The organism is Mesobacillus sp. ABV4_180, assembly GCF_056158485.1.
The window spans coordinates 890,817-912,229 of sequence record NZ_JBSWTJ010000001.1 but is presented as its reverse complement, the minus strand read 5'-3'; the positions used below and the strand labels follow the sequence as shown (position 1 = coordinate 912,229).

General features: G+C 44.3%; 21 protein-coding genes. 15 read left to right on the top strand and 6 right to left on the bottom strand.

Translation table 11 applies throughout. The features are described 5' to 3' along the window. Window positions 1-204: 204 nt before the first annotated feature. From ACXAEA_RS04420 to ACXAEA_RS04405, 4 genes are all read left to right on the top strand, one after another. Window positions 205-1,167: an ABC transporter substrate-binding protein gene (locus ACXAEA_RS04420; RefSeq protein WP_475094727.1), complete on the top strand. Its 963-nt coding sequence runs from the start codon at window positions 205-207 to the stop codon at window positions 1,165-1,167. A gap of 182 nt (window positions 1,168-1,349) precedes the next feature. After that, a complete protein-coding gene (locus ACXAEA_RS04415) occupies window positions 1,350-2,894 on the top strand; it encodes a spore germination protein (RefSeq protein WP_475094726.1) in 1,545 nt (514 codons plus the stop codon). A 19-nt stretch (window positions 2,895-2,913) separates the two neighbouring features. Beyond that, entirely contained in the window at window positions 2,914-4,005 is a 1,092-nt protein-coding gene (locus ACXAEA_RS04410; RefSeq protein ID WP_475094725.1) for a GerAB/ArcD/ProY family transporter, read from the top strand. Continuing rightward, window positions 4,002-5,069 carry a Ger(x)C family spore germination protein gene (locus tag ACXAEA_RS04405; RefSeq protein WP_475094724.1) on the top strand — a complete coding sequence of 356 codons (1,068 nt, stop codon included), beginning with the start codon at window positions 4,002-4,004 and terminating at the stop codon, window positions 5,067-5,069. The genes ACXAEA_RS04410 and ACXAEA_RS04405 overlap by 4 nt, the downstream gene beginning before the upstream one ends. 33 nt (window positions 5,070-5,102) lie before the next feature. Here the strand turns inward: ACXAEA_RS04405 and ACXAEA_RS04400 are convergent, their stop codons facing one another. Together ACXAEA_RS04400 and ACXAEA_RS04395 are read right to left on the bottom strand one after the other, a co-directional pair. Then, window positions 5,103-6,278 carry an FtsW/RodA/SpoVE family cell cycle protein gene (locus ACXAEA_RS04400; RefSeq protein ID WP_475094723.1) on the bottom strand — a complete coding sequence of 392 codons (1,176 nt, stop codon included), beginning with the start codon at window positions 6,276-6,278 and terminating at the stop codon, window positions 5,103-5,105. 168 nt (window positions 6,279-6,446) lie between these two features. Beyond that, window positions 6,447-7,229: a DUF4931 domain-containing protein gene (locus ACXAEA_RS04395; protein WP_475094722.1), complete on the bottom strand. Its 783-nt coding sequence runs from the start codon at window positions 7,227-7,229 to the stop codon at window positions 6,447-6,449. Window positions 7,230-8,028: 799 nt separating this feature from the next. Between ACXAEA_RS04395 and ACXAEA_RS04390 the strand changes: the two genes are divergently transcribed. The 7 genes from ACXAEA_RS04390 (at window position 8,029) to ACXAEA_RS04360 (ending at window position 14,129) form a co-directional block, all read left to right on the top strand. Continuing rightward, window positions 8,029-8,811: an undecaprenyl-diphosphate phosphatase gene (locus ACXAEA_RS04390; RefSeq protein WP_475094721.1), complete on the top strand. Its 783-nt coding sequence runs from the start codon at window positions 8,029-8,031 to the stop codon at window positions 8,809-8,811. A gap of 696 nt (window positions 8,812-9,507) precedes the next feature. Beyond that, entirely contained in the window at window positions 9,508-10,428 is a 921-nt protein-coding gene (locus ACXAEA_RS04385) for a substrate-binding domain-containing protein (protein ID WP_475094720.1), read from the top strand. A 2-nt stretch (window positions 10,429-10,430) separates the two neighbouring features. Further along, on the top strand, window positions 10,431-11,279 hold the full coding sequence (locus ACXAEA_RS04380; RefSeq protein ID WP_475094719.1) for an ABC transporter substrate-binding protein: 849 nt from the start codon (window positions 10,431-10,433) through the stop codon (window positions 11,277-11,279). 60 nt (window positions 11,280-11,339) lie between these two features. Next, window positions 11,340-12,038, top strand: a complete 699-nt coding sequence (locus ACXAEA_RS04375; protein ID WP_475094718.1) for an ABC transporter permease — start codon at window positions 11,340-11,342, stop codon at window positions 12,036-12,038. Then, window positions 12,035-12,766, top strand: a complete 732-nt coding sequence (locus ACXAEA_RS04370) for an ABC transporter ATP-binding protein (protein WP_475094717.1) — start codon at window positions 12,035-12,037, stop codon at window positions 12,764-12,766. The genes ACXAEA_RS04375 and ACXAEA_RS04370 overlap by 4 nt, the downstream gene beginning before the upstream one ends. 115 nt (window positions 12,767-12,881) lie before the next feature. Beyond that, complete coding sequence (locus ACXAEA_RS04365) at window positions 12,882-13,346, top strand: hypothetical protein (protein WP_475094716.1); 465 nt, start codon at window positions 12,882-12,884, stop codon at window positions 13,344-13,346. Between the two features lie 30 nt (window positions 13,347-13,376). Next, window positions 13,377-14,129, top strand: coding sequence for a (S)-benzoin forming benzil reductase (locus tag ACXAEA_RS04360; protein WP_475094715.1), 753 nt, complete (start codon window positions 13,377-13,379; stop codon window positions 14,127-14,129). A gap of 37 nt (window positions 14,130-14,166) precedes the next feature. Here ACXAEA_RS04360 and ACXAEA_RS04355 read toward each other — a convergent pair whose 3' ends face one another. Further along, complete coding sequence (locus ACXAEA_RS04355) at window positions 14,167-14,724, bottom strand: STM3941 family protein (protein WP_475094714.1); 558 nt, start codon at window positions 14,722-14,724, stop codon at window positions 14,167-14,169. Between the two features lie 154 nt (window positions 14,725-14,878). On the opposite strand from ACXAEA_RS04355, the gene ACXAEA_RS04350 reads away from it, so the two are divergent. From ACXAEA_RS04350 to ACXAEA_RS04340, 3 genes are all read left to right on the top strand, one after another. Further along, the gene (locus tag ACXAEA_RS04350) at window positions 14,879-16,228 is read left to right on the top strand and encodes a sensor histidine kinase (protein ID WP_475094713.1); all 1,350 of its coding nucleotides are present in this window, start codon (window positions 14,879-14,881) and stop codon (window positions 16,226-16,228) included. 51 nt (window positions 16,229-16,279) lie between these two features. Then, a complete protein-coding gene (locus tag ACXAEA_RS04345; RefSeq protein ID WP_475094712.1) occupies window positions 16,280-16,582 on the top strand; it encodes a hypothetical protein in 303 nt (100 codons plus the stop codon). A 144-nt stretch (window positions 16,583-16,726) separates the two neighbouring features. Continuing rightward, the gene (locus ACXAEA_RS04340) at window positions 16,727-16,882 is read left to right on the top strand and encodes a hypothetical protein (protein WP_475094711.1); all 156 of its coding nucleotides are present in this window, start codon (window positions 16,727-16,729) and stop codon (window positions 16,880-16,882) included. Between the two features lie 103 nt (window positions 16,883-16,985). Here ACXAEA_RS04340 and ACXAEA_RS04335 read toward each other — a convergent pair whose 3' ends face one another. Together ACXAEA_RS04335 and ACXAEA_RS04330 are read right to left on the bottom strand one after the other, a co-directional pair. Then, complete coding sequence (locus tag ACXAEA_RS04335; RefSeq protein WP_475094710.1) at window positions 16,986-17,177, bottom strand: hypothetical protein; 192 nt, start codon at window positions 17,175-17,177, stop codon at window positions 16,986-16,988. A gap of 91 nt (window positions 17,178-17,268) precedes the next feature. Further along, window positions 17,269-18,513 carry an MASE3 domain-containing protein gene (locus tag ACXAEA_RS04330; RefSeq protein ID WP_475094709.1) on the bottom strand — a complete coding sequence of 415 codons (1,245 nt, stop codon included), beginning with the start codon at window positions 18,511-18,513 and terminating at the stop codon, window positions 17,269-17,271. A 172-nt stretch (window positions 18,514-18,685) separates the two neighbouring features. Here ACXAEA_RS04330 and ACXAEA_RS04325 point away from each other — a divergent pair, with 172 nt between their 5' ends. After that, complete coding sequence (locus ACXAEA_RS04325; RefSeq protein ID WP_475094708.1) at window positions 18,686-19,705, top strand: YeiH family protein; 1,020 nt, start codon at window positions 18,686-18,688, stop codon at window positions 19,703-19,705. Between the two features lie 324 nt (window positions 19,706-20,029). Here ACXAEA_RS04325 and ACXAEA_RS04320 read toward each other — a convergent pair whose 3' ends face one another. Next, window positions 20,030-21,397, bottom strand: a complete 1,368-nt coding sequence (locus tag ACXAEA_RS04320; RefSeq protein ID WP_475094707.1) for an FAD-binding oxidoreductase — start codon at window positions 21,395-21,397, stop codon at window positions 20,030-20,032. Between the last annotated feature and the right edge of the window lie 16 nt (window positions 21,398-21,413).

The window sequence follows — 21,413 nt, the reverse complement described above, 5'->3', positions numbered from 1 at the left end:
TTTATGAAGTTGTATATATTGTTTATTTTTAACTTTAAGGGATATGAGATTGATTTTCACTACTTCATTGATAAATTCACAAAATCGTCAATGATTATGAAAATCATTATCATTTAGTTATTGACAAGGTCTCCTCCTGCATTTTATCATAAAGGTGCAGTAATTGAAAATGATTATCAATAACATTCTAGGAGGAAATACATAATGAAAGCGTCAAAAGTTACACTATTCCTTATTACGATCTTCACTGCACTGTTTTTGGCAGCCTGCGGCAATGGTGAAGACAAAGCTAAGGATTCAGGTGAAGAACCTAAAGCAAAAGAAGAAAGCTATACAGTTGAACACGCAATGGGATCGACTACTTTGGAAAAGACTCCAGAAAAAGTCGTGATCCTGACAAATGAAGGAACAGAAGCCCTTCTTGCCCTTGGGGTAACACCAGTTGGTGCAGTTCAGTCTTGGACCGGTGACCCATGGTATGATCATATCGCTGATGAAATGAAGGATGTCAAGGTCGTTGGTGTCGAAAGCCAGGTTAATGTAGAAGCAATTGCTGCATTGCAGCCAGATTTGATCATTGGAAACAAAATGCGCCAGGAAGATATTTATGAACAGCTTAAAGCAATCGCACCTACTGTGTTTGCTGAGGACCTGCGTGGAAACTGGAAGAACAACTTTGAACTATACGCAAAAGCTGTAAATAAAGAAGAAAAAGGCAAAGAAGTACTTGCTGCTTATGATCAGCGTATTGAAGACTTAAAAGGAAAACTTGGAGACAAAGTAAATATGGAGGTTTCCATGGTCCGCTTCATGGCTGGTGACGTACGTATTTACCACAAGGATTCATTCTCCGGCGTCATTCTTGAACAAATCGGTTTGGCACGTCCTGAAAGCCAGGATAAACCAGACTTTGCCGAAAAAGGTGTAACTCAGGAAAGAATCCCGGCAATGGACGGAGATATCCTCTTCTACTTCACCTATGAAGAAGGAGACGGCAAAGCAACTGAAATCGAAAAAGAATGGATTGAGAATCCATTATTCCAAAACCTTGAAGTAGCGAAAAAAGGGGAAGTCCACAAAGTAGACGATGCCATCTGGAATACAGCTGGCGGAGTCAAGGCAGCCAACCTGATGCTGGATGACCTTGAGAAGTTTATCCTGAACTAACTAATTCCTCTCCCAAATGATTTATATAAGCAAAGCCCGCAAAAATCTTGCGGGCTTTTTCTTTTTATATACATCAATCCAGATGCAGATTTTACTAAAAATACAAAGTTTACGAAAAGAGTTTTCATAATCCTCCCATTTTCGGAAATGATAAGTGTAAATCCAGATTGGCGGAGATTGTTATGAGACAGTTATTCAAGAAAAAACTGATGAAAAATATTGAAAAAGAAGCTGCAAGACAGGATACAGAGGGCCAAAAGCCTGATCAATATCTGAATGACCATGAATGGGAGAACCTTCTCTTAAGATCGCATGATTTCAAGAAAACATTTTATGTGAATCAGCGGACGGGGAAAAAATTCTGCTTTTCTTTCATGTCAACCCTTGTGGATGAAAGTATCCTTCAAAATAACGCTCTCCCCTATCTTCTCGAGGGTGACTTCGTAAACATTGAGGATGTAAAAAAACTTATTCCGATTGCTGATGTACAGGTTTCAGACAAGAACGAGGATATAGAAAGAAAGCTTTTTAATGGTTATATACTGCTGACGCTTGAAAACGAAGAAAAATATTTTGCCTTCGTCGCCGCCCAGAAAGAAGTAGTAAGGACTATTGCCCAGCCTGAAGTAGAATTCAGCGTTATCGGACCAAAAGAATCCTTTGTGGAGTCGATGGACCAGAACCTCAATCTCATTCGCAAACGAGTTCCTGTCAAAGAGTTGATCATCGAAAATTACACGGTTGGCTCGATTTCAAAAACCGGTGTCGCCATTTTATACATGGAGGGCATTACGAATAAAGACAATGTCAATACGGTCGTTCAGCGCGTCAAGGAGATTGAATTCGATGAAATCACGGACAGCTCCTATATCGTCCAGTTGATTTCAGATAACCAGAATTCCCCTTTCCCGCAATTGCTCGATACAGAAAGACCTGACCGGATTGCCGCAATACTTGCGGAAGGTAAAATCGCCATCCTTGTTGACGGATCGCCTCATGCGCTAATCGGCCCAACGACACTGGTCGAATTTTTCGGATCATTCGAAGATTATTTCCTGAATTATTTACTGTCTTCTTTTTTCCGTCTGGTCCGATTATTCGCCGTTGCGTTCTCGATTTTGATTACGCCTATTTATGTGGCAACCTTGTCCTATCACTATGAATTGATTCCTAAGGATTTGTTAAGTACGTTGATTACATCAAGGAGAGAAATTCCGCTTCCTCCGATCCTTGAAGCATTGTTCCTTGAGCTGACGATTGAGCTCCTGCGAGAGGCTGGAGCGCGACTGCCAACCAAGGTCGGCCAGACGATCGGTATCGTGGGCGGAATCGTTATCGGGACAGCTTCCGTGGAAGCTGGCCTGACGAGTAATGTTCTCCTCATCATTGTCGCTTTGGCGGCACTGGCATCATTTACAACACCTGTATACCGGATGGGCAATACAATCAGGCTGCTGCGATTCCCTTTTCTGCTCTTTGCCGAGCTCTGGGGCATGCTGGGAATCGTCGTTTCCTTTTCGTTTTTGCTCACCCACCTTCTCAAGCTGACATCGCTGGGAAGGCCATTTTTGGAGCCCTTGTATCCACCAAGGGTAACAGACTTCAAAGATGCGATCATCCGACTGCCCTTTACGATGCAATACTACCGCCCACAATATTTGAGGACCGAAAACCCTGTTCGTTTCAGTGAAAAAAAAGCTAAGGAAAAGAAGGACATCGATGAATGAGCATTGGAGGTTTTGATTCATGCAGCAGCCAGTACCCGAAAGATTGCAAGTTTCACCCTTTCTCGTTCTCTATTTAATCATGTCCATGCAAATCGGCATCGGGGTACTGGGATACCAGCGCATCATCGCAAAGAATGCTGGCTATGATGCCTGGATATCAGTATTTGTTGCCGGGTTAAGTATTCATATCATCATTTGGATGATCTATAAAATCTGCGGGACAGTGGAAGGAGATATTGTAGCCGCAAACGCATATGTTTTTGGGAAGAAAATGGGAAATCTATTGAGTACCGTCTTCATTGTCTATCTGCTCATTTTTGCTTTGGCTGTTTTAAGGACTTTTATTGAAGTCATTCAAGTTTGGATGTTTCCTGAGATCAGTGTTTTCTGGTATAGCTTCGTATTTATGATCCTGTCAGTATATATTGTATTTGGCGGCTTTCGTACAGTGACTGGAATCGCCTTTTTCTGTATCGTCCTGCCAAGCTATCTGCTGCTGACATTCGGGTTCGCACTCAAATATGCTGATTTCAGGAACCTTCTCCCTATATTCGATCATTCTCTTAAAGATTTTGCTATGAGTGCATATAACATGTCCCTAACCTATATCGGATTCGAAATACCAATTTTTTTCTATCCATTTTTAAAAGATGCACCAAAGTCTCAAAAGTGGGCACATCTAGGTGTCTTTTTAACAACGATCATCTATACTGTCCTGGCGATCATTACTTTCACCTATTTTTCAGAAGCCCAGCTGGCGAAATCCATTTGGGCCACACTCGAAATGTGGAAGATTGTCAGCATGCCTTTCGTCGAACGATTTGAGTACATCGGGATTGCCAACTGGAATTTAATCATCCTGCCGAATATATGCATTGCCCTTTGGGGAGGCAGCATGATTTTAAAGCGGGCATTTAAGCTGCGCCAAAGGAAAGGGGTCATTGTACTCGCGCTGATCTGTTTAATTGCCGTTTCGTTTTTCGATACTAGAGCCAAAATTAACCTATTAAATGATTGGACAGCAAAAATCGGCTTCGCTATAACATATGTTTATATTCCGTTTTTATTTATCGCCACATTGATCGCCAAGAAGGTGAAAAGTAAAAAATGAAAATCATAAAAACTTTACTTATCACAGTTGCAGTCAGCGCACTCACAGGCTGTGTAGAAAAAGAAATCATCGATGATGTCAATATTGAAATGGGCGTAGGGTATGACTTGTTGGAGGATGACAAAATTGAAGGAACGATCATGGTTCCCATATTTAATCCAGATAAGAAAATTGGCAATTTCACCTTTTCCGCAACCGCCACCAGCAGCAGGGAGCTCATACAGGAGGTCCAAAGAAAATCTGCCCAGCCGGTTGTAACGGGATCATTGGAAATTGCTTTATTTGGGGAAGATGTTGCAAAAAAAGGTATAAGAGAGTTTACCGATGCCTTTGAACGTGACCCAAGCATTGGTGCAAGGGTTTATTTCGCTGTAGCCGATGATAAAGCAAAAGACATCTTATCCGGTACATATGGCAACAGAGGGAATGCAGTACATCTATCTCAGCTAATCATGCACAATGTAGAAAATCGCAATGTACCCATTACGAACATGCACCTTTTTTTATTCGACTTTTATCAGGAAGGAAAAGACCCATACCTCCCTATCTTAAAAAAGGTGGAGCCTGAAATAATTGATATAGTAGGGATTGCTTTATTTAAAGATGACAAGCTGATAAGTGAACTCCCTCCAGAAAAAATGTTCTTTTTTAAGCTGCTTACAGACAAGTTCAGCGAGGGAGCTTTTAAACTTGATATGGATAAGCAGCAAGTGTCTATCAAAGACTTGGATTCCAAAAATAAATTCAAACTTACGAAACGAGATCCCTATACCATTACGATTGATATAAAGATTAAAGGTCTGATCCGTGAATACACAGGAAATATTGTAACTCCAGCGGTCATTAAAGAAATCGAAAAGGAATTCGAGGCCGAGGTCAACAAAGAAACCACCGCGATGATCAGGGATTTCCAAGAGCAAGGCATTGATCCCGTCGGTTTCGGACATTTCATCAAAAGCAAAACTAGAGGCTTCGATTTTAAAAAATGGGAAGACGAATACAAAAATTTGACTGTCCATGTAAAAACGGATGTTATCATTACAGAGGTCGGCATTGTTGAATAAGAAAGAGCAGGAATCGATGGATTCCTGCTCTTTTTACGTTGTAGTCGAGAACATATACTTTTTGTAGTGGTATCTTATCGAGAAAATCAGGCTTACAGCCAGCATATTTCCCATCAGGGAACTTCCTCCGTAGCTGACGAATGGCAACGGAATGCCCGTGATCGGCAGCAGTCCAATGGTCATGCCGATATTCTGGAACACGTGGAATGTGATCATGCTGATGACTCCGACACAAATATATGTGTAAAAATCATTTTTCGTTTCCATACCGATCTTGGTGATCTGGTAAATCAGCAGGAAGAATAGACTGACAAGGATGCTCGCACCCACAAATCCGAATTCCTCGCCGATGATACTGAAGATGAAGTCAGTATGGCTCTCTGGCAGGTAAACTTCCCTCGTGCCATAGCCTTTCCCAACCGTTTCCCCTGATCCGATCGCGAGCAGCGATCTCGTCAGCTGGAACCCGGTTGTGCTCTGGTAGTTATAAGGATCAATCCAGGAATAGATACGCCCGAATTGATACTCTTTTACGCCAAGGTATTTTTCAAGAATTTCAGGTTTCCAGATGACAAAGTAAAAGATAATAGAAATCAGGGTTAAGCCAGTCCCAAAAATAGGCACAAGCAGCTTCCAGGTAATGCCAGAGATGAAAATCATTCCAAGCATGATCGCAATGTAAACAAGCGACGTCCCAAGGTCTGGCTGCTGCATGACGAGCATTAGTGGAACCATTGTCACCATACCAATTTTAAGCAATAGCCAGAAGTCCGTTTGCACCGTCTTAAGCCGGTATTTCTGATGGTGGTCAACAATGACCCTCGCAAGTGCCAGGATGATGAAGACCTTCACCAGCTCCGATGGCTGGAGTGTCCCCATTGCAGGGACCTTGTACCAGCTCTTCGCACCGTTGATGACCGGTGCAAGGCTTGATGGAGCTACGATAAGCCCTGCCAGCAGCACAAGCCCAAATCCGTACGCATACCAGCTAAGCTTTTGCAGCTGGTCGGAATCGAGCGTGATGACAGAGGCAATGATTCCCGCGCCGATGATGTACCAGATTACCTGCTTGATCAAGAAGTTTTCAGAGCCGTACTGCCCTGTCGTCTGGGCACTGTATATGGCAATACAGCTTGATATAAATAAAAGAAACAATATCGTAACCAGCCCGTAATCGAGCCGTGAATTCGTTTTTTGATTGGAAGTCATGTTTATTCCCCTTTAATTGAAGGCTGCGAAAAGCGCCTTAAATGAAGAACTGTTCAATACTTCATTATATTTTTTTCGACAATAAATCACAACTTCTGAGCATGAATTGGTTATTTTTACATAGACGTTCAAGTAATGTTTCAGGAAATTTTACACTGACAAATGGGTCTAGGCTTCCTTTTCCATGGCAGCATTGAAATACTTTCCCTGAATATCCTTCCTCATCCATTCGAGATTATTGGGCACCTGCGGCAGTTGATAACCGATGAAAAGCGGTGTTGTCACGAACCTCGGCACCACCTTGCAGATGATCTCTCCCTCAAAACCGTAAAAGAACAGATTGTAGCTGCTGCACTTGAATGGGAATGCATTCATGATGTAGTGCACGGCCTTCTGGATGAAGGATGCGAATGCAGTATTCGGTCTTTCCTCTTTCATCCTGATGTTGAATTCATAAAACCCAACCTTTGGACGCTCGGATAAATTGAACATGACACCATCTTCCTCGTGAATCACGAGGCCGGTAAAATCATCTGACGTGATTTTTTCATGGTAATCCAGGTCATACAGGCCCACGATCTGCATATGGGAATGTGCGATTGTACCTCCAGAGAGCGGGCCGTGGTTTTTAAAAAGCACAACGGACTTGTACTCCCCTGACTCCTCCATTTTGATCCAGTGGCGAATCGCAAAATCCAGCAGCCTGTTCAAATGCTCTGGAGAGTACTGAGAGAACTCCTCATCACAAACATCCGTTTCAACCAGCACCGTCTGGTAAGCATTCTCCAGGACAGGATACTTATTTTTCAGCAGAAGGATCGGACCTTCCTGATCAATGATTCCCGTCAATTCCTCACGAGCGCAAAACGGGCAGCTTTGATTTTTGTTCCGGATATTCTCAGGCTTCTTCACACCGATCGATGTATTGAAAAACAAATGCGTATTCTTCATTTCCCCACCTGCTTATCGTTTTGTTTTCTACTATTGTATTAGATATTACGATAATTATCATTTTAAAACGATGTGATCTTTGGTGTATAGTTGGGCCGCCATGGGATTGATGACGGACAGTTTTTCGCTTTTTCCGGTGATTATTGTCCGTCATGCGCTTGATGACGGACAGTTTTTTGCTTTTCCCGATCATTATTGTCCTTCATGCGATTGATGACGGACACTTTTTCGCTTTTCCCGGTGATTATTGTCCGTCATGGCTTTGATGACGGACAGTTTTTTGCTTTTTCCTGTGATTATTGTCCGTCATGACTTTGATGACGGACAGTTTTTCGCTTTTCCCAGTGATTATTGTCCGTCATGGGATTGATGACGGACACTTTTTAGCTTTTCCCAGTGATTATTGTCCGTCAGGGGCTTGGTGACGGACAGTTTTTCGCTTTTCCCAGTGATTAATGTCCGTCATAGGCTTGATGACGGACACTTTTTCGCTTTTCCCAGTGATTATTGTCCGTCATAGGCTTGATGACGGACACTTTTTTGCTTTCTCCGGGGATTATTATCCGTCATAGACTTGATGACGGACAGTTTTTTGCTGTTTCCGGTGATTTTTGTCCATCATGACTTTGATGAAGGACGCTAATTTAATTTTTTCATTGATTGGTGTCCGTCATCACTCCACTATAGATATTCCTTGCTTCTCTATCGCGGAGCAGGCAGCTTAATTTAGATTGCATACCTCTCGAACTTGCTTCATAGCTTTTTATGGACAAAGTCTTTTAAAAAGTGGGGATTGTGTATGCTATCAAAAATTGAAGCTTTTATTCTCGGGTTGATCCAGGGTTTGACGGAGTTTTTGCCAATCAGCAGTACGGGGCATCTTTACCTGGGAAGGAATCTATTCGGGCTTGAAGAGGCTGGCCTGCTGCTGGACACGATGCTCCATGTCGGCACGCTACTGGCGGTATTTGTTTTTTATAAAACTGAATTCATCAGGATTCTTAAAAATCCTTTTGGGAAATTGACCATGCTTCTCGTTGTGGGTACGCTGCCTGCGGTTGTGGTGGGACTGCTTTTTGAAGATTATTTTGATGAGATTTCGAAGACTGGTGTAACGATTGGCTGGGAATTCCTGATTACTGGCACATTCTTGTGGTTTGCTGATTCGATCAAGAATGGCCGCAAGAAGATGAATGACATCAGCTATAAGGATGCGCTGATCATTGGGACCTTTCAGGCGGCAGCGATTTTTCCGGCAATCTCCCGTTCTGGCCTGACGATTGTCGCGGCACTTTGGAGAAAACTCGACCGTGAGACAGCGGCTTACTTCTCCTTCCTGCTCTCGACACCAGCAATTCTGGGGGCAATCGTCCTGCAATCCAAAGACCTTTTCAGCGGCGGCAGTGAAACTGTCTCGCTGCAGGCTTTGCTGATTGGCATCATTTCCTCGGCTATTTTCGGCTATATTGCGGTAAAATTGATGATTGGCTATTTGAAAAAACATTCTTTGAAGCCTTTTGCAATCTATGTATGGTTGATGGGGCTCGCCGTACTGTATTTTCAGTTTACCGGACAGTTCTAAAATATCTTGATTTGCGGACTCGAAGTTTCGCATGATTCTTTCAAGTGGTCCCACATAAAAATGCACACCATTCACAAAATGGTGTGCATTTTTTTAGGTAACCTTATCGATAAATGTCCAGTCCCAATGCTTGTCGGGCTGACCAAGGCGCTTTCGCTTTTCTTATCAGCAGCCTCCGTCTCCGCCCCTTAGGACTAAACCTTCGCGGTACTCGTCATATTCTAGCGCCATATCTTCTGTGTAGTCGACGATATTGGATTCGATTGCTACCTGGATTTCATTGATTACTGTTACATGATCATCTTCTTCCGGCTCATCCAGAGCCAGACCAATCTGCGGGCCTCCTCAGCCAAAGCCGCCGAAGTAGACGCGAATACCATTTGCGTTGCGCTCTGCGAGGATTTCTTTTAGAATGTCGCGCGCTTTATCTGAAATTTCCATTCTCCCGATTCCTTTCTTCATTAAATCTGTCTAATGCTTAGTTTACCATGCTATCAATAAGAAATACACAATACTGCCCAGAGTATTTTGTGAAGGTTATTATTGGAAAAAACAAAAGACTATGTGGCTAATTGTGAACAAAATTCGATATAAAATCGGTAAAACTAAACAAAACTTAACAAAACTAAACAAAAACCATTTCCATCTACTAAATATTCTATTATATTTGAATTATGATGAAAAGGAGGGAATGTTTTGCAAATCTACACTCCGGATGAAATCGCTTCCATGCTGAAAATCTCAAAACATACTGTTTATGAAATGATTAAGCGTGGTGACCTTGCCGCTTTTAAAGTGGGCAATAAAATGAGGATTGAAGAAAGCGAGTTTGATAGATATAAAGCTAGCATGTCTGCAAATCCAGCTAGAACGCATGAGTCAAAGGCTACCGCCCTGCAAACTCTACAGCTGGCAGGCAGCCATGATTTCCTTGTTGAACAGCTTGTTAAGTACATAGTCGCTGAAGAAACAACATTGTCGATCACACCCTCCTACATCGGAAGCCTGGAAGGATTGATGATGCTATACCGGGGCAGCGCAGACATTGCCGCTGTTCATTTGCTCGATCCGACTTCGCAGCAATACAATCTTCCCTTCATCCGCCAGTTGTTTGTCCATGAGCCGATTACTGTGATGAGACTTGCTTCCCGGGAGCAGGGCTTTATTGTCGCAAAAGGCAATCCAAAGGACATCACTGGTGTCAAGGACCTGGCAAGGAGTGATGTCACCATCATCAATCGGCAAAAGGGCGCTGGAACCCGCTTCCTGCTTGATTCCTTCCTTGCGAAAGAAAAACTTGAACCAGCAGCTGTAAAAGGCTATGAAAATGAGGAATGGACTCACCTGGGAGCGGCGGCACATATCAGCAGAGGTACAGCCGATGCCGCGTTCGGGATCAGATGCGCAGCAAGCCAGCTTGGCCTTGATTTCATCCCGCTCACGAACGAACAGTTTGACCTCGTGTTCCGCTGGACTCCTGAAAACAAAGCAGCGCTGAAACACCTGATCGACCTGATTCAGCTCACCAATTTTAAAGAAAGCATCGCAGACCTGGATGGCTATGATGCAGAAGATTTCGGAAAAATCATTTTTGGAAACCACTTATCGGAGGCATAACAATGAAACTGAAACCCTTATTTTCAATCTTGCTTGTACTTATGATTGCTTTTGTTACAGGCTGTTCTGATTCAACTACAAAGGATTCTGCAGCTAAAGAGGAGAAAACGGATTTGATCCTCGCAACGACGACCAGCACCCAGGACAGCGGTCTGCTTGATGTTCTCAAACCTGAATTTGAAGAAAAGCACCATTACAACCTTAAAATCATCGCTGTCGGAACTGGCCAGGCGCTTGAAATGGGGACGCGCGGCGAAGCGGATGTCCTTCTTGTACACGCACCTGCTGCAGAAGAGGAGTTGGTTAAAAGCGGCGATGCCGTCAACCGCCAGAAGGTCATGTACAATGATTTCATCCTGGTAGGACCTGCTGAAGACCCTGCAAAGGTGAAAGGTCTATCGGTACCAGAGGCACTGAAGAAAATCACACAATCAAAAGCTCCATTTGTATCTCGCGGCGATGATTCCGGCACTCATAAAAAAGAACTTGAGCTTTGGAAGAAATCTTCGCTTAATCCGAAAACTCTTGGCGATGCATATATCGAGGCTGGACAAGGCATGGGAGCGACTCTTAAAATCGCTTCAGAGAAAAAGGGCTACACTTTGACAGACCGCGCTACTTTCCTGGCGCAGAAGAAAAACATGCCTGACACGGAAATCATTGTCGAAGGAGACGAAAGCCTGCTGAATATTTATCACGTCATGCAGGTCAACAACGAAAAGCATGAAAAAGCGAATGCAAAAGGTGCAAAGGCATTCGTGGAATTCATGATTGCCGATGACACAAAGAAGATCATCAAGGAATTTGGCGTGGATAAGTACGGCGAGCCACTCTTCTTCCTATTCGAATAACGTGCCTGGTAAGTTATAATCTTACTATGCAGAAAAATTAGAAAGAAAGCCTGATTGCCGATGGACCTTTTACTAGAAGGATTAAAAAAAGCAATAGAGATGATCCTGTCGGGTGACCCCAAGATTCTTGAGATCACCCTGCTGACACTGCGGGTTTCGATCACAGCTGTCCTGATCAGTACATTGATTGGCATCCCTGCGGGCATGTTCCTCGGAATCGCCCGCTTCCCTGGAAGGAGATTCGTCCTTGCCATCATCAATATTGGCATGGGTCTCCCTCCTGTCGTCGCCGGCCTTTGGATCACTCTTTTCCTATGGCGTTCGGGCCCGCTTGGCGAATTATCCTGGCTGTATACGCCGACAGCGATTATCCTCGCTCAGATCCTGGTTTCACTTCCAATCGTGACTGCGTTGACCAGCACGGCATTCCAGCAAATTAATCCTAAATTAATTTTGCAGGTAAAAGCACTAGGAGCAACCAGGATGCAGCTTTACTGGATTTTAATGAAGGAGGTCAAGCTAGCCATCCTTGCAGCCATTATCGCCGGATTTGGCAGGGTCATTGCCGAGGTTGGCGCTGCGATGATGGTCGGCGGCAATATCAGTGGCGAGACGCGAATCCTTACGACCTCGATTGTCATGGAAGTATCGAAAGGCAACTTTGACATCGCGCTGGCTCTTTCCTTCATCCTGATGACACTGGCGTTCATCATCACGTTCAGCTTAACTTATTTACAGCAAAGGAAGCGGAGCCAATGACCCCACTGATTACTGTAAAAAATTTAGAAGTGAGAGCCAGTAAAAAAATTCTGCTCTCCATCCCTCATTTTGAGATTCATGATGGCGAAGTACTTGGAATCATGGGCCCGAATGGCGCGGGAAAAAGTACTTTCATCAAAGCCTTGTCATTGCTGGAAAAACCAGCAATGGGTTCAATTTATTTAAAAAATCAGGATATCACCGATGACCTGACCCTGGAAATGCGAAGAAAGTTCGCTGTCGCGATGCAGCAGCCGCTGCTTCTCGATACAACAGTTTTTCAAAATGTTGCGATTGGCTTGAAGCTAAGGAATCTTCCCCGCCAGGAGGTAAAACAAAAGGTTACCTACTGGCTCGGGAAGTTCCAGATCAGCCATCTCGCCAAAAAGCAGGCAGCACATTTGTCCGGTGGCGAGGCCCAGCGTGTAAATCTCGCCAGGGCAATGGTGCTGGAGCCTGAAGTCCTGTTCCTTGATGAACCCTTCTCTGCCCTTGACTTCCCCACCAAGGTGCAACTATTGAAGGATATTAAGACGATCATCAGGCAGACGAAAACGACGACCGTTTTTGTCAGCCACGATCTTATGGAACTGAAATACCTCGCTGGAACGCTGGCGATCCTGATTGATGGTGAACTCATACAAAGCGGTCTGACAGAAGAAGTGCTGACATCCCCCAAGACATCAGCATCCACTTTTATAAATGATTGGAAAAGCCTTCTCAATTAGTTACAGAAGAACAGCATGGCCGAAAAAAGCCTTGCTGTTTTTTTGTATAAAAAAAGGAGATTCCCTGTTCCTGTCAAATACTATTCTATAAAACCATTCAAAGGAGCCTGTTAAAATGGATATGGATTTTACTACACATAAACAAATGGCGATTGATTTATTCAATCTTACCTGGGATTTGATCGAGAAGCAGAACAGGACGGAAAGCGATAATGATACAATGCTCTATGCTGCGAATGCCTCCCGCTATCATTGGGGCGTTGTCGGCACGCCGCTGAATTTTGCCCGCGGCGAATGGCAAATTTCTAGAGTCTATGCCATTCTCGGAAGGGCTGAAGCTGCCCTCCATCATGCCAAAAAATCGGAAAATCTCTGTCTGGAGCATGACCTGGGTGCTTTTGACCTCGGCTTTGCCTATGAAGCGATGGCACGTGCTCTTGCTGTGTCCGGAGATACATCTGAACAGGAGCGATATATCGGCCTTGCACAACAAACGGCAGAAAAAGTGGAACAAGCAGAAAATAAAAACTGGCTATTGAAGAATATCAATGCCGTCAGCACCGGAATTATTCCAGTCTGATTCAATTTTTTAAAATAATGGAGGGCCAAAATGAAATACGCCATCATAACCGGAGCTTCAAAAGGGCTCGGGGCATCTGCTGCACAACTATTTATTTCAGAAGGAATCCATCTCATTTCGATTTCCCGGAATGAAAACAACGACTTGAAGCAGGCAGCAGAACAAGCTGGAAGTGGCTATGCACACTATAGCTGTGACCTATCCTCGGCTGAGCAAGTCCTCACCGTTTTCTCTCAAATTGCAGAGTTTGTTTTTAAAGACGCCAAAACCGTGTTTGTCATTAACAATGCCGGGGTAATTGAGCCGATTGAGATAGCAGGGGAACTTGAACCTTCTCTCGTTCAGACGAATGTACATGTCAATTTGACTGCACCTATCCTGATCAGCAATTTATTTTTACAAAAAGCAAATGAGTCTGGAAGCAAGGTTGTAATCGCGAATGTTACATCTGGCGCTGCTGAACGGCCGATTCATGGCTGGAGCATTTATTGCAGCACGAAAGCTGCCGTCAATATGTTCACGATGACTGCTGGCCTGGAGCTTGAGAAGAGCGGTAGCAGAAGCAAAGTCATCGCCTTCAGCCCCGGCATCATGGATACCGATATGCAGGCGACGATCCGTTCCTCCCGAGAGGAAGCATTTGCCGAACTGGAGACCTTCAGGCAATTCAAGGAAAGCGGCAGTCTCCGCAGTCCGGACCTCGTAGCAGGGGCACTTGTAAAATTGGTGCTAGGACGCGGGCTTGAAAACGGGAAAATTTATAAGGTGAATGATTTGCTGTAAGAACAAAAAGCGGAGAGCACTGCTCTCCGCTTTGAGACTATTGCAAATTGGTTTCCTTTGCCTGGTCAACAGGCTCCTTCCCATCTGTTTCGATGAAAAAAGGGATATTCATTTCCAGCAGAAGGTCGATTAGCCCCTGCTTGTCTTTGATATTGCTTAGTCCTATGTTGAAAGCCGGGAATCCTGTTCTGACATTCAGCCTGGCAAGACGCTGACCTCCTTTTGGCATCGCATTAAGGTATTGTTCTTCCTCCTTAAGAATAATGCCGAGCGTGGCATTGTTGTGTACCTCATACGGCAGAATTCCCTCGATATCTTCCCAGGGGATGAAACCCGGGCCTGCCTTTCCTCTTAATGTGAGCCCGCGATCACTGATTGTCACATTCGCTTCTTTTTGAAAAAAAGTCCTTCCGAGAAAGACTAAGCTCCATCCCAATATGAGGATGATTGACCCGAACAGAATGAGCCCAACCCCATTTCCTTCAGGCTCTGACAGCATGCTGAGGAATCCAGCTAAAAACCCGATTGTCACCAGCACGACAACCGAAAAGAGGACAAAAATCCTTACCTTTGAAAAATGAAAATCTCTCTCCATACTTCCCCTCCTCCATTATGTAGACCTGGGTAAATTACCCATAAAAACCCGAAACAAAACCAATTTATTCCATTTAATCATAAATTATTCTGCTCTGTTTCTGGATACTTTTTTAGTATGATGGACTTATCATTTTTGCATAGGAGTGGCGGACATGGATCGTATATCCCTTAAAATTGGCACAGTCATTTTCATCACGATTCTTTTGGTAGAAGGAATCTCTTTTTTTTACCTCCACTCTTCCATTCTCCATTCCAGGATCGAAGAGGAGCTTGCCTCTCTGCAAACCAGGGGAAATAACCACCGTGATATTCTTGAGACATCCTACCAGGATGAAACGATTCACCATATCACTTCGATGGAATCGCGTACCGAAACCCATGTTTTGATCACAGATAAGGATGGGGTTATTGTTTCATCATCGATTCCTGCTGATGATGACATGGAAAACATCATTAAAAAAGCCCCTCTGGAACTGCCCCGCACCGGCCTGATCCTGGAGGATGATTGGCAGGAGGAAAAATATATCGCTTCGGTCAGCCCTCTCGAGGATAACGGAGCCGTTTATATGTTCAAAAACACTCAGCGTGTCCAGGGATTGATTGACAGGCTGAATAAGCATTTCTGGCTTGCAGGAATCTTGATCCTGACGTCAATGGCAGTGATCACCCTCTTCCTGTCCAAGTTCATAACGAAACCTGTTATCAAAATGAATGAAGCCACTTTGAAAATCCGCCGGGGTGATTATTCTGTCACTTTGCCCCGCCTCGGCAAAGATGAATTAGGCGAACTTGGCGAATCGATCCGGGTGCTGGCAGATGACCTTAACCATATTAAGAAACAGCGAAATGAGTTTCTCGCAAGCATTTCCCATGAACTGAGAACTCCTCTGACCTATTTAAAAGGTTATGCGGATATTGCCGGCAAGGAGTCGACAACTCCCGAGGACAGGAGCAAATACCTGCAGATCATCAATGAGGAAGCGACCAAGCTTTCCGGTCTCGTCAAAAGTTTATTCGATCTTGCCAAATTGGATGAAAACACTTTTTCCATTCAAAAAGAAGCGGTGGAGCTTTGTGGATTTTTACATGGTATTCACTCAAAAATTGCGCCGTCTTTCATTGAAAAAAATATAACGCTTAAATTCATCTGCCACGGGGAAGTATATATCGAGGCTGACCCGGTCCGCTTCGAGCAGATCATGATCAATCTCCTTGATAACGCAAGGAAGTATTCGGAAGCCGGCTCCACTACAACCATGCAAGTTTATAGAAAAGATGCCCTCATCCATATCGCCGTCAAGGATGAAGGAAAAGGAATCCCTGCAGAGGACCAGCCGTGGATATTCGACCGCTTTTACCGCGTTGACAAGTCAAGGTCCAAAGCACTTGGTGGTTCAGGGCTGGGGCTTGCTATTGTTAAGGAACTTGTGGAGGCGCACGGTGGAAGAATCACCATTTCAAGCGAGCTTGGCAGAGGCTCAACTTTCGAAATTATTCTCTGATTGGTTTTAAATCCTGGATACAAGGAATACATAACTAGAGGGGTGATGTCTTTGAGACGAGTCAATTCGTTAATGGAAATGATTGAAGCTGTGAAAAAAGAAAACAATTCGAATAAAGTTTTGCTGAGCCAGCATGAAACCTCCCGTTCTGCCGTTACACTTGGCGACGAGGACACTGAGTCAGGCACAAGGCTTCGGGTAAAGGCTGTATTGAACGATTCCTTGTACTATTCCGAGGAATTCACCGATGACCTGCTTTATGAGGAAGCAAATGAGATGATCCAGGAATTGAAAGATGCAGCCCAGGTAGAAATTGTAAGCGAGAAAGAAATTGAACAATTAATAAAAGAGTGAGTTAAATGAGGCAGCTGCGAGAAGCTGTCTCTTTCTTTTGCGGTAAATCATGATTAAATCAGAAAACAAGCTTCTTTTTTTTACATATTGGACTACGTTTTCCGGGAAACCTAACCTGTACACACTTTTAAAGGAGTGATTGCAATGACGAAAAAGTTCAATAAGGGAAGCAAAAATCAAAATTCTCCAAAGCTAGGGAACCAGATGGCGGAGTTTTCCGGGGAATTGACAAGCGGGGACAACAGCAAGGGAAATAAGCGCAACAAAGACCAGAGTGATAAGACCGACCGCCAGCAATAGAAAGGCAACTTTAGTTGTAATTTAGAGCAATGCTGTTCCTGAGTACATGAAAAGATAGGTTTTTACACAGATTTGAAGAAAAGCCGGCAGATGATTGCCGGCTTTAGTCCATATCAGTAAGGATTGCAGATTGGTTGTTCAGGTTTGCTGGGTCGATCCCATTGCTTTCATTTTCATCGTAAAAGGCGTCCTGAAGTTTCATGTTCGCCTCCGCTGTTTCCAATTGTTCTTCTTCAGAGGCCTGACTGACTGGCTTTGCCTTAGGATCAATATTTACATACTTATGTTTTTCCATATTCAATCCCTCCTGAAGTTAGTATCAGCGTTATGGTTTACTTTTACCCGAGTTATTGCTGAAACGAACTTGAAAAATCAGGGATTTTTCATTAAGTAAATTTGACTGGATCATCTGCAAATTCCATTGCATTGTACTGAGCGCTGACATTGCTCCTTGAACATCTGTCCAACCTGGAATATCGAGCGATCTCCATCACGGCTCCGGTGATTTCTGTTACCTCTCCATTGTTCATGACTGGCGTGAGCGAAACGGCAAAAGTTTGACCGCCAATCTCGATTTCAAACACAATCTTTTCATTATTGATCCAGACACATTCATAGTATCTCTCAATTCTGGCAGCTTTCTCCGGAAGAAATTCAACCAGCTTCCTGCCATTCACATCATTAGGAGTGAAGCCAAGATCAGCCAGCAGGCCGCCGCCAATGAAATGATGGATGAAATCACCCCCTTTTTTCGTGAGCCTGAAGATGATGCCATTATAGGTCTGGATTATCTCCTCTGTCTCGCGCCATAATTTTTCATAAGAATCCTTCATGATGCTGTCATCTGCAACCGTCGAGAAGTAAAAGCCTCTCATAATGAAAAAGTAGCCGATTGCCTTATACAGATGGCCGGTGAAATTGTCGATGTCATATACACTCTGGTAGATGGTAAAAACGAGCTCGGATAAAAACAGAAACGTGAAAGCCAGCGCTACGTATAGATGCTGTCCGTTTTTGCCTTCAAAATAAAAGTACAGCGAAATCACAATCGAGATGAAGTGCAGGGAACTGACACCATATTCTATAAGATTTTTCAGCAGCGTCGTCCCTTCCCCTTCAATGACGAGTAAAGGGAAGCTTTGTTCATATTTAAAAATTACAAATGAGAGAGCGCAAATAATTGCTGTGCAAAGCGCTAGGCATGCCCTTCTCGGGTCAAGTTCGAGCTTCTTTTCTGGAAGAATCAGAACAATGACGATCATCACCGACTCAATGATCCGAGCTGAAACCCAGAAGGTTGTTGCCTTTGCAATCGAGCTGTCGGTAATGAAAAATGGCATCCCTTTGAACGTGAGGGTATGCAATAAATCAAGCATCCCGACAATGAAAAATAAGAATGACAAAAGCAGGATTTTGCTTGACCGGGAATATCCGAATGTTTTCCAGCCGTATAAAAAGATCGAAAAGGAAACGGCAATGCTGAAGAATTCCAAAATAGTATGGATGGCAAGATAATTATCAAGATTCAGATAAGATGAAAGGTTTTCGTGATATAAATGGATCAGCATCAATAGCATCACCGCGGCTAAGATATATAGCAAAAACCTTTCCTCAGACATGCTCTTCTCCATTTTCCTCACCTGCTCCTTGAGGAGGATATCGTTACTTTCATTATAAGCATTGAGAGTGCCTTCAATTTATTGCACATATATCAGTTTTGTGAACTGGATACATATATGGGTTTTGCTATTTTCCTTTTATTCGGTAAAGTGGTAGATAGAAAGATTTGAAGGACGTGTAGTGATGAAAATGAATGAACTTTTGCCCCGTTTTACCATGCCAGTACTGAAGGGTATCTTATTGACTTTGGCACTGGCACTGGCCGCGCGATTGATCGCAGGTCTGCCTTTCTTCTCGATCATGGGCCAGCTTGTCATCGCCATCATGCTGGGGATGGTATGGAGGGCGTCTGTCGGAGTGAACAGCGGCCTTTTGGAGGGTGCTTCCTATTCCAGCAAGAAACTGCTTCGCCTCGGAATCATTTTGCTTGGATTCAGACTGAATTTATACGATATTTACAATGCCGGTTCAACGGTGTTTTTAATCGCCTTCGCGAATTTGACCTTTGCACTGGCCATTGTCTATGGGTTAAGCCGCCTTTTCAAGGTCGAAAAAAGGCTTGGAATTTTGACTGCCTGCGGGACAGCGATTTGCGGTGCAGCCGCAGTGGTTGCCATCGCACCGGTCATCAAGGCTAATGAAAAAGAAACGGCCGTTGGTGCCGCCAACGTTGCCGTGCTTGGAACGATTTTCACGATTCTTTATACGCTCATATTCTCTAATCTTGACCTGACTGCACTTGAATATGGTGTATTCTCAGGTGGAACATTGCATGAAATCGCCCATGTGGTCGCCGCTGCTGACCCGGCCGGACAAGCTGCACTAGACCTTGCCATTATCGTAAAATTGACCAGGGTTGCTCTGCTAGTCCCGGTCGCGATTTTAATAGGGGTAATCCTTCAGCGAAAAGAATCTGGAGCTGCTGGTCAAAAAATGACACTCTCTACACTTCCGATTCCTTGGTTCATCCTCGGATTCCTTGCAATCAGTGCGTTCAACACGACAGGAGTTGTCAGCGCAGGGGCAGCATCAGCCATTGTCAGCTTCGCCTACCTGCTGATCGGAATGGCTATGGCCGGACTCGGGCTGAATGTCGACTTTAAATCATTCCGTCAAATGGGCGGGAAAGCATTGTCTGCAGGACTTGCGGGGTCGGTGCTGCTATCGGTTTTTGGGTATTTATTAGTCAGGTTATTTTATTAAGATAAGACGGTTTCCTTTTACATGAATATGGGTAGAGATTATGGGGTAAGTCGGAGAGATTATCGGGTAAATCTGAGAGATTATTGGGTAAATCCGAGAGATTATTGGGTAAATCCGAGAGATTATCGGGTAAATCTGAGAGATTATTGGGTAAATCTGAGAGATTATTTTGGAAATCGTAGAGATTGTATCTTATTTCGTAAGGATTATCGTGTAAAACGTAGTGATCAACTCATAAAACGTAGTGATTCCCATTTCGCCATTATCAAGGTAATTGTCTCATTATCTCAAAAAAGAAAGCGGCACATAGCCGCTTTCTTTCTTTTAATCTGCAAAAATCTTACCTGGATTCAGGATTCCTTTCGGATCGAGGGTTTTCTTTATCGCTTTCATGACTTCGTAAGCCGCTCCGTGTTCGAGCCGCTGGTATTTCGCTTTGCCGAGTCCTACTCCGTGCTCACCCGTACAGGTGCCGCCGCGTTTGAGGGCATAGTGGACGATTTCCTCGTTAATCCGTTCGCCTTCTTTTACCTCTTCCAAGCTTTCTTTATCAATCAGCAGCAGGACGTGGTAGTTGCCGTCGCCGACATGGCCGACGATCGAGCCTTCTATCACAGAGGCATCAATCAACTTACGGGTATGTAGAATGGCGCTGGTTAATTCGGATACCGGGACACTGACGTCTGTCAGCATGATGCTCTTCTTGCCAGCGGTGTGTTTGTAGGCGTAAAGAAGATTATGCCTTGCCTCCCAAAGCTGGTTGCGCGCTTTCGAATCTGCATCGAACTGGAAGCTCGTGCATCCATGATCCTTGACGATTTCACTGGCGAATTCAAGATCTTGGGCGAGTCCTGCTTCATTTCCATGGAATTCCATGAAAAGAGTCGTGTTTTCTTCGTACTGAGTAGCCATATATTCATTCACTTTTTTGACGGATTCCGCATCGACAAACTCAATCCGGGCAACGGGAATGCCGCCAGCTAAAATACCGACAACAGCATCGACGGCATTTTTTACAGAAGGAAACACTGCCCTGGCTGCAGTAATTGCTTCTGGAATGCCGTACACCTTCAAGGTGAGCTCGGTGATGACACCAAGTGTTCCTTCCGAACCGACAAACATGCCGTTCAAGTGTATTCCGGATGAAGACTTGGTTGCGAGGCTCCCGGTATGGATGATGTCACCATTTGCTAGTACGACCTCTAAATCCCTGACCTGGTCCCTCATGATGCCGTAACGGACAGAGGTCGTGCCGCTTGCATTGGTCGCCGCCATCCCCCCAAGCGTCGCATCAGCACCAGGGTCGACGGAAAAAAACAAGCCATGCTTCTTCAGTTCCTTGTTCAACATCGACCTTGTGACGCCGGGCTGGACCTTGACGAGAAAGTCGCTTTCCTTCACTTCCAAAATCGCATTCATCTGTGAAAGATCCAAAGAAATCCCACCATTTACCGGGATTACATGGCCTTCAAGGCTCGTTCCCAGCCCGAATGGCACAACAGGAATCTTCCACTCATTTGCAAACTTCAGCACCTTGCTGACATCCTCTTTATTCCTCGGAAAAACAACGGCATCAGGCAGGCGCGGTTCATGATAAGACTCATCGCGGCTGTGAAGTTCCAATATTGTTTCATTCACTGTTACAAGATCCTCACCTATGACACTCTTCAATTCGCCGATATCCAGTGCCATTTCCTCACCCCTTTTC

What these genes read in the sequence shown, in the direction of transcription:
- ACXAEA_RS04420 (WP_475094727.1), top strand. Translation starts at nt 205, where the DNA reads ATGAAAGCGTCAAAAGTTACACTATTCCTTATTACGATCTTCACTGCA.
- ACXAEA_RS04415 (WP_475094726.1), top strand. Translation starts at nt 1,350, where the DNA reads ATGAGACAGTTATTCAAGAAAAAACTGATGAAAAATATTGAAAAAGAA.
- ACXAEA_RS04410 (WP_475094725.1), top strand. Translation starts at nt 2,914, where the DNA reads ATGCAGCAGCCAGTACCCGAAAGATTGCAAGTTTCACCCTTTCTCGTT.
- ACXAEA_RS04405 (WP_475094724.1), top strand. Translation starts at nt 4,002, where the DNA reads ATGAAAATCATAAAAACTTTACTTATCACAGTTGCAGTCAGCGCACTC.
- ACXAEA_RS04400 (WP_475094723.1), bottom strand. Translation starts at nt 6,278, where the DNA reads ATGACTTCCAATCAAAAAACGAATTCACGGCTCGATTACGGGCTGGTT.
- ACXAEA_RS04395 (WP_475094722.1), bottom strand. Translation starts at nt 7,229, where the DNA reads ATGAAGAATACGCATTTGTTTTTCAATACATCGATCGGTGTGAAGAAG.
- ACXAEA_RS04390 (WP_475094721.1), top strand. Translation starts at nt 8,029, where the DNA reads ATGCTATCAAAAATTGAAGCTTTTATTCTCGGGTTGATCCAGGGTTTG.
- ACXAEA_RS04380 (WP_475094719.1), top strand. Translation starts at nt 10,431, where the DNA reads ATGAAACTGAAACCCTTATTTTCAATCTTGCTTGTACTTATGATTGCT.
- ACXAEA_RS04375 (WP_475094718.1), top strand. Translation starts at nt 11,340, where the DNA reads ATGGACCTTTTACTAGAAGGATTAAAAAAAGCAATAGAGATGATCCTG.
- ACXAEA_RS04370 (WP_475094717.1), top strand. Translation starts at nt 12,035, where the DNA reads ATGACCCCACTGATTACTGTAAAAAATTTAGAAGTGAGAGCCAGTAAA.
- ACXAEA_RS04365 (WP_475094716.1), top strand. Translation starts at nt 12,882, where the DNA reads ATGGATATGGATTTTACTACACATAAACAAATGGCGATTGATTTATTC.
- ACXAEA_RS04360 (WP_475094715.1), top strand. Translation starts at nt 13,377, where the DNA reads ATGAAATACGCCATCATAACCGGAGCTTCAAAAGGGCTCGGGGCATCT.
- ACXAEA_RS04355 (WP_475094714.1), bottom strand. Translation starts at nt 14,724, where the DNA reads ATGGAGAGAGATTTTCATTTTTCAAAGGTAAGGATTTTTGTCCTCTTT.
- ACXAEA_RS04350 (WP_475094713.1), top strand. Translation starts at nt 14,879, where the DNA reads ATGGATCGTATATCCCTTAAAATTGGCACAGTCATTTTCATCACGATT.
- ACXAEA_RS04340 (WP_475094711.1), top strand. Translation starts at nt 16,727, where the DNA reads ATGACGAAAAAGTTCAATAAGGGAAGCAAAAATCAAAATTCTCCAAAG.
- ACXAEA_RS04335 (WP_475094710.1), bottom strand. Translation starts at nt 17,177, where the DNA reads ATGGAAAAACATAAGTATGTAAATATTGATCCTAAGGCAAAGCCAGTC.
- ACXAEA_RS04330 (WP_475094709.1), bottom strand. Translation starts at nt 18,513, where the DNA reads ATGGAGAAGAGCATGTCTGAGGAAAGGTTTTTGCTATATATCTTAGCC.
- ACXAEA_RS04325 (WP_475094708.1), top strand. Translation starts at nt 18,686, where the DNA reads ATGAAAATGAATGAACTTTTGCCCCGTTTTACCATGCCAGTACTGAAG.
- ACXAEA_RS04320 (WP_475094707.1), bottom strand. Translation starts at nt 21,397, where the DNA reads ATGGCACTGGATATCGGCGAATTGAAGAGTGTCATAGGTGAGGATCTT.